6 protein-coding genes are annotated in these 6,157 nt (G+C 70.4%); 1 reads left to right on the forward strand and 5 read right to left on the reverse strand.

The window, feature by feature from the left end; genetic code table 11:
* Positions 1-6: 6 nt before the first annotated feature.
* Positions 7-516 (reverse strand): flavodoxin family protein, encoded by a 510-nt coding sequence (locus QM633_RS04720; protein ID WP_415152574.1) that lies wholly within the window; start codon positions 514-516, stop codon positions 7-9.
* Positions 513-956: a hypothetical protein gene (locus tag QM633_RS04725; RefSeq protein ID WP_415152575.1), complete on the reverse strand. Its 444-nt coding sequence runs from the start codon at positions 954-956 to the stop codon at positions 513-515. The genes QM633_RS04720 and QM633_RS04725 overlap by 4 nt, the downstream gene beginning before the upstream one ends.
* A 57-nt stretch (positions 957-1,013) precedes the next feature.
* Here QM633_RS04725 and QM633_RS04730 point away from each other — a divergent pair, with 57 nt between their 5' ends.
* Complete coding sequence (locus tag QM633_RS04730; RefSeq protein WP_415152576.1) at positions 1,014-1,871, forward strand: TetR/AcrR family transcriptional regulator; 858 nt, start codon at positions 1,014-1,016, stop codon at positions 1,869-1,871.
* Here the strand turns inward: QM633_RS04730 and pflA are convergent.
* The 3 genes from pflA to QM633_RS04745 all read right to left on the reverse strand — a co-directional run.
* Positions 1,865-2,764, reverse strand: a complete 900-nt coding sequence (gene pflA / locus QM633_RS04735) for a pyruvate formate-lyase-activating protein (RefSeq protein ID WP_415152577.1) — start codon at positions 2,762-2,764, stop codon at positions 1,865-1,867. The genes QM633_RS04730 and pflA overlap by 7 nt on opposite strands.
* The gene (gene pflB / locus QM633_RS04740) at positions 2,765-5,035 is read right to left on the reverse strand and encodes a formate C-acetyltransferase (protein ID WP_415152578.1); all 2,271 of its coding nucleotides are present in this window, start codon (positions 5,033-5,035) and stop codon (positions 2,765-2,767) included. It abuts the gene before it with no gap.
* Between the two features lie 240 nt (positions 5,036-5,275).
* Positions 5,276-6,157 (reverse strand): neutral zinc metallopeptidase (locus tag QM633_RS04745; RefSeq protein ID WP_415152579.1); only part of this gene is annotated, 882 nt, incomplete at its 5' end.

Raw genomic sequence — 6,157 nt, forward strand, 5'->3', positions numbered from 1 at the left:
GCCGGGTCAGGGGGCGGGGACGAGGTCCCCGGCCAGTCGGGTTCCCCAGGCACGCGCTCTGTCGAGTTCGCCGTCACCGAGCCGGGGCGGCTCGCCGGCCACGACGAAGCGTTCGCCCACGCTCGCCACGGTGGTTCTCCGCAGGAGTTGCGCGGCGTGCCTGGCCGCCGAACCGGAGAACCGGGACTCGACGTGGGTGTCGAAGGCGAGCACGGTCACGTTCGCGCCGAACCGCGCCGTCGTGATCCATTCCGCGACCCCCGCCGCGGCCACGGCGGCGCCCCGCTGGGCCGCCTGGCGCCTGGTCGGGGTGCTGGGGAGGCGCATGTTGTGGGTGGGCGCGCCGACCAGGACCAGCCGGATCCCCGGATCGACCCGCGCGGGGGCGTCGGCCGCGCCGGCCACGGTGACCTCCACGCCACCGGCCCTGAGCCCGTCGGCCACCGCTGAGGCGACCGCAGCCGTGTTTCCCCAGTACGACTCCACGACGACCAGTGCGGAGGCCTGCGCGGTCACGATGCGGCCCCCCAGGCGGCACCGACGGCCAGCAGGACCGTGTAGCCGGTCGTGAGCAGCAGGCCGGCGGCGAGCACGCAGAGCAGGGTGGCCCAGATCGCGGTGGAGCGGCTGCCGCCCACCCCCGGCCGCAGCGGCCGCCAGACCGCGAAGGGCGCCAAGATCGCGGCGGCGGCGGCGAGGGTGGTCGCCGCATCGCTGAACTTGGCGTGCCGGTAGGCGGCGGTGACGTCGACCTCCGCGGGATCGAGACCCTCGAGGAGGGCGCGGCCGGCGGAGGCGGTGACGACGAACAGGACGCCGGTCAGCACGCTGACGACCACGACGGGCCAGCGCAGGCCCGCCCGCGCCGTAGGCAGGAGGGCGTACCCGGCGATCATCGCGGCGCTGACGGGCCCCACCAGTGCGGCGAGGTGGGCGAGAACGACATGGACGGGCATTTCTCTCCTTCGGCGCGACACATGAGACATGATGTCTCATGTGAGATGCTATGTCTCATGGTGTCGACAGGTCAACCCTCGCCGAGGGAGCGCGTGATCGCGGCGGCGCTCGCGCAGGTCACGGCCGGCGGGCTCGCGGTCAGCCTCGACCACATCTCGCTGGAGGAGGTGATCACGGCCTCGGGGGTGTCCCGCGCCACGGCCTACCGGGTCTGGTCGAACAAGCAGGAGTTCCTCGCCGACGTCATGGTGGCGGCGGTACGGGCCACCACCCTCGAGGTCGACTCCCCCCGGGAGGTCGAGCACGTTCTCGAGCTCGTCGAGGGCAACCCCGACCTGGCGACCGATCCGGCGTTGAGGCGCCATGTCGTCGTCGACGGGCTGCGGGTCAGCGTTCAGGCCGACCTCGAGCGGATGGTCACCTCGACCCGGTGGGCCACCTACCTCGCGCTCAGCGCGACCGCCCGCGGCCTCCCGGACGGCGGGCTCCGCACGGAGGTGACCAGTGCGCTCGCGCAGGCCGAGCGGCAGTTCTCCGCGCACAGGGTGAGCGTCTACGCCCGGCTGCCGCGGCTGCTCGGCTATCGGCTGGTGCCTCCGCTGGACGCAGCGAACGGGTTCGAGGTGATGGCGGAGGCGGCCGGCGCGCTGATGACAGGGTTCGTGGTGAAGATCGCGTCTCGCCCCGCGTTGCTGGAGGACACCTTCGCGCTCGCTGCTTTCGGGGCCGGAGAACTCGAATGGACGATGCCCGGCTTCGCCCTGACCGGAATGCTGCTGTCCTACCTCGAGCCGGATCCCGAGATCGCATGGGACGAAGCGCAGGTCGCGCGCTTCCGTGCCACGTTGGCGGAGATCACCGGCATCCTGGACCGGGCGTGGGCAGCGTCCGGCGCCCGGGACGGTGCTCAGTAGGTGGTCAGCCCGCGGTCGCGGAAGATCGACCGGGTCGACTCCACGAGCTCGGCGGGAGGAGGCTGCGTCCCGGCCAGCGCGTAGTCCAGTCCGAGTCGCGTCCACTTGTCGCGTCCCAGCTGGTGGAACGGCAGCACCTCGACCCGGGACACCGTCGGCAGGGACGCCGCGTAGTCGGCGACCGGAGCGATCGTGGCCGGATTGTCGGTGAGGCCGGGGACCAGCACGTACCGGATCCAGATCTCGATGCCCAGGCCGGCGAGTCGACGGCCGAACCTCAGGGTCGGCTCGAGTGCACGGCCGGTGACCCGACGGTAGGTGGTCTCGTCGCCCGCCTTCACGTCCAGCAGGACGAGGTCGACGTCGGCGAGCAGCGCGTCGTCGGCATTGCCGCCCAGGAAGCCGGAGGTGTCGATGGCGGTGTGCACGCCCAGCTCCTTCGCGCCGCGCAGCACCCGGCGCGCGAAGGCCGGCTGGGCGAGGATCTCCCCGCCGGACAGGGTGATGCCGCCGCCGGTCGCGGCGAACACCCGGCGATAGCGCCGGATCTTCTTCAGCAGGTCGTCGGCGTACACCGGTGCGCCGTTGCGGGCGGCCATCGTGTCGGGGTTGTGGCAGTACAGGCAGCGCAGGGGGCATCCCGCGACGAAGGTCGTCATGCGCGTCCCGGGCCCGTCGACGGCGGTCACCAGTTCCCAGGAGTGGACGGTGCCGATCTCCCCTGTACGCAGCCCGAGCAGCAGCTCCGGCCGGCTCAGCCCCACCGCGGTCCGCAGCCCGCCGAGGGGCCCCGCCGCCGCCCCGCCCGCCCCCTTCGCCAAGGTGTCAGAAGCTGCGCCGCCGGTGGCCGGCAGGGATTCTGACACGTCGGCGGAGGGAGTGGGGGTGGTCACTCAGAGAGCCTCGTGGAAGGTGCGGGACAGCACGTCGAGCTGCTGCTCGCGGGTGAGCTTGGTGAAGTTCACCGCGTAGCCGGAGACCCGGATGGTGAGCTGAGGGTAGTTGTCGGGGTGCTCCATCGCGTCGAGGAGCGTCTCCCGGTTCAGCACGTTGATGTTGGCGTGGTAGAGGCCCTCGCCCATGCCCGCGTCCAGGATGCCGACGAGGTTGGCGACCCGCTCCTGCTCCGTCCGGCCCAGCGCGGACGGGGTGATCGTGTTGGTCAGCGAGATGCCGTCCAGCGCGTCGTCGTAGGACAGCTTGCCGACGCTCATCATGGACGCCAGCATCCCGTGCGTGTCGGCGCCGTTCTCGGGGTTGGCGCCCGGCGCGAAGGGCGTTCCGGCGGCGTGGCCGCACGGGAAGGAGCCGGTGAACTTGCCGTAGACGACGTTCGAGGTGATGGTCAGCACCGACTGGGTGGGGACGGCGTCGCGGTACAGCCTGATCGCACGGATCTTGTCCATCACGGTCTTCACCACGAGTTGGGCGATGGCGTCGGCCCGGTCGTCGTCGTTGCCGTAGCGGGGGAAGTCGCCCTCGGTGATGTAGTCGACGACCAGCCCGGTCTCGTCGCGGACGGGCGTCACGGTCGCGTACTTGATGGCGGCCAGCGAGTCGGCGACGATCGACAGCCCGGCGATGCCGCAGCCCATCGTCCGGACGATCTCGTCGTCGTGCAACGCCATCTCCATCGCCTCGTAGGCGTACTTGTCGTGGCTGTAGTGGATGATGTTCAGCGCCTCGACGTAGGTCTCCACGGCGTGGGTCAGCATGGTGTCGTAGGCCGCCCAGACCGTGTCGAAGTCGAGCGGCGCGTCACCGGTGATCGCCTCGTGGTCGGGCACGATCAGCTTTCCGGTGCGCTCGTCCCTGCCGCCGTTGATGGCGTACAGGAAGGCCTTGGCCGCGTTGAGGCGGGCTCCGAAGAACTGCATCTGCTTGCCGATCGCCATCGGGGAGACACAGCAGGCGATCGCGGTGTCGTCGCCCCAGTGCGAGCGGATGTCGGCGTCCGACTCGTACTGGATCGCCGAGGTCTCGATCGAGATCAGCGAGCAGAAGTCCTTGTAGCCCGACGGCAGCGCGGCGTCCCAGTATATGGTGATGTTCGGCTCGGGTGCGGGGCCGAGGTTGCGCAGGGTCTGGAGCAGCCGGAACGAGGTCCTGGTGACCAGGGTTCGGCCGTCGTCGGCGAACCCGCCGTCGGACCAGGTCGCCCAGTACGGGTCGCCGGAGAAGATCTGGTCGTAGTCGATCGTGCGCAGGAACCGCACGATCCGCAGCTTGGTGACCAGGGCGTCGATCACCTCCTGGACGCCTTCCTCGTCGATCAGCCCGGACGCGAGGTCACGCTCGGCGTAGATGTCGAAGAAGCCGCTCAGCCGGCCGATGCTCATCGCGGCGCCGTCCTGGCTCTTCACCGATGCCAGGTAGGCGAAGTAGGTCCACTGCACGGCCTCGACGTAGCTGTTCGCCGGCCGGCCGAGGTCGAAGCCGTAGCTCTCGCCGAGGTTCTTCAGCTTCTTCAGCGCCTTGACCTGCTCGGCGTGCTCCTCGCGGTAGCGAGCCCAGTTCTCGCTGAAGGGCTGGTCGACCACCGAGTCCATGTCGGCGAGCTTGGCCTCGATCAACCGGTCGGTGCCGTACAGGGCGACCCGACGGTAATCGCCGATGATCCGGCCGCGGCCGTAGGCGTCCGGCAGCCCGGTGAGCAGGTGCGAACTGCGGGCGGCGCGGATCCGCGGGGTGTAGATGTCGAAGACGGCCTCGTTGTGGGTCTTGCGGTACTTGGTGAAGATGTCCTTGACCCGCTGGTCGGGGGTGAGGCCGGCCTCGGTGATCGCGGTCTCGACCATCCGCCAGCCGCCGGCCGGCATCATCGGCCGCTTCAGCGGCACGTCGGTCTGGAGCCCGACGATCACGTTGTCGTCATCGCAGATGTAGCCGGCCGCGAACGCGTCCACGTCGGCGGGGATGTGGGTCTCCACGTCGTAGACCCGCTGCGCCCGCTCGACGGACAGGAAGTCGCGCTGGAGCGTCTCCCACACCGACAGCGTCTTCGCCGTCGGCCCCGCCAGGAACGAGGAATCGCCGGTGTAGGGGGTGAAGTTCGCGAGGATGAAATCGCGGACGTCGATCGTGCCGGTCCACGGGCCGGGGGTGAAGCCCTCCCAGGCGTCATCCCGGTAGAGCGCTGTGGGGGCCTCGACCTCTGCGGTCATGTCTCTCCTTGCGTGCGGGCAGCGCGGATCGCGCGCTGCGACTTTGCGGGGTTGTGCACGCCGCGGGAACGGGCTGAGTAGGCCGGACGCGGTGGGCGGGCCCTGCCCGCCGGGGAAGAGTCTACAGGAAATTGCTTAATGGTCTGACCAATAAGGGCCCAAAACTGAGGCAAGCCTTACCTGGCCTCACGAGGCGTGACGGCGGCCCCGTCTCGGGGCGGAGCGGGGCAGGAAGCGCGCCTACTTGACCACGGCCCGCGCGACCTTCCAGGTGTTGCAGGCCCCGATCGAGGTCGCGGCCAGCCCGCGGCGTCCCCAGTAGCGCTCCGCTTTCACCGACCCATGACCGGACGCGTCGCTGGCGTAGCCGAACTGGTACTCCGAGTCCGCGCGGTCGGAAGCGCTGAAGCCGAGGCGGGAATGGGTGAGTTGGTAGTGGGCCATGCAGTGCGCCTGGAGCTCGATCCGGCGGCTGGTCAGCATGTCCCCCTCGCCGGTCACCCAACTGGAGTCGAAGATGCCGGCGAGCTGCTGCACGTGGTGGGCGTACTCGTGCATGACGAACTCCGCGACCGCCAGCCGGTAGTAGCGACCCTGCTGGTAGGAGGCGGTCGAGAAGTACAGGGTGCGATCGCTCGAGCAGTACGAGGCGGGGAAGGCCGAGTCGAGGCGCCCGCACGGAGACGAGGTCGACGACCCGTAGAACTTCACCTTCGGCTTCGAGAACGCCACCGGCGTGGAGGCGAGGGCCGAGCGCCAGGCGGCGTTCTCGCACGAGGTGAGTGCCTTCACCTGCGCACGGAATCGGGCCGGGCTGGTGGGGATCCGCTGGGACGGGCAGTCCGCCGGCACCTTCAGCGCGTAGACGGGGTTCTTCTTCAGGACCATCTCGGGGTCGCTGGGCATGCTCGCCGTGGAGCGCGGGGACGGTGTGCCGGCACTCGGGGAAGGGCTGGCCGTGGGGGAATGCCGGGACGAGGGCCCGACGGCCTGCAGGCCGGTCAGCGACGGCACCACCACGGCTCCCACCAGGCCCACCAGCACCACCGCGACGACGCCGAGGGCCGCGACCAGCCAGCCGCGTCCCCCGCGACGCCGCGGGGCCGCGGGGCGGTCGGCGAG

This window comes from Propionicimonas sp., from assembly GCF_047606205.1.
GTDB lineage: Bacteria > Actinomycetota > Actinomycetes > Propionibacteriales > Propionibacteriaceae > Propionicimonas.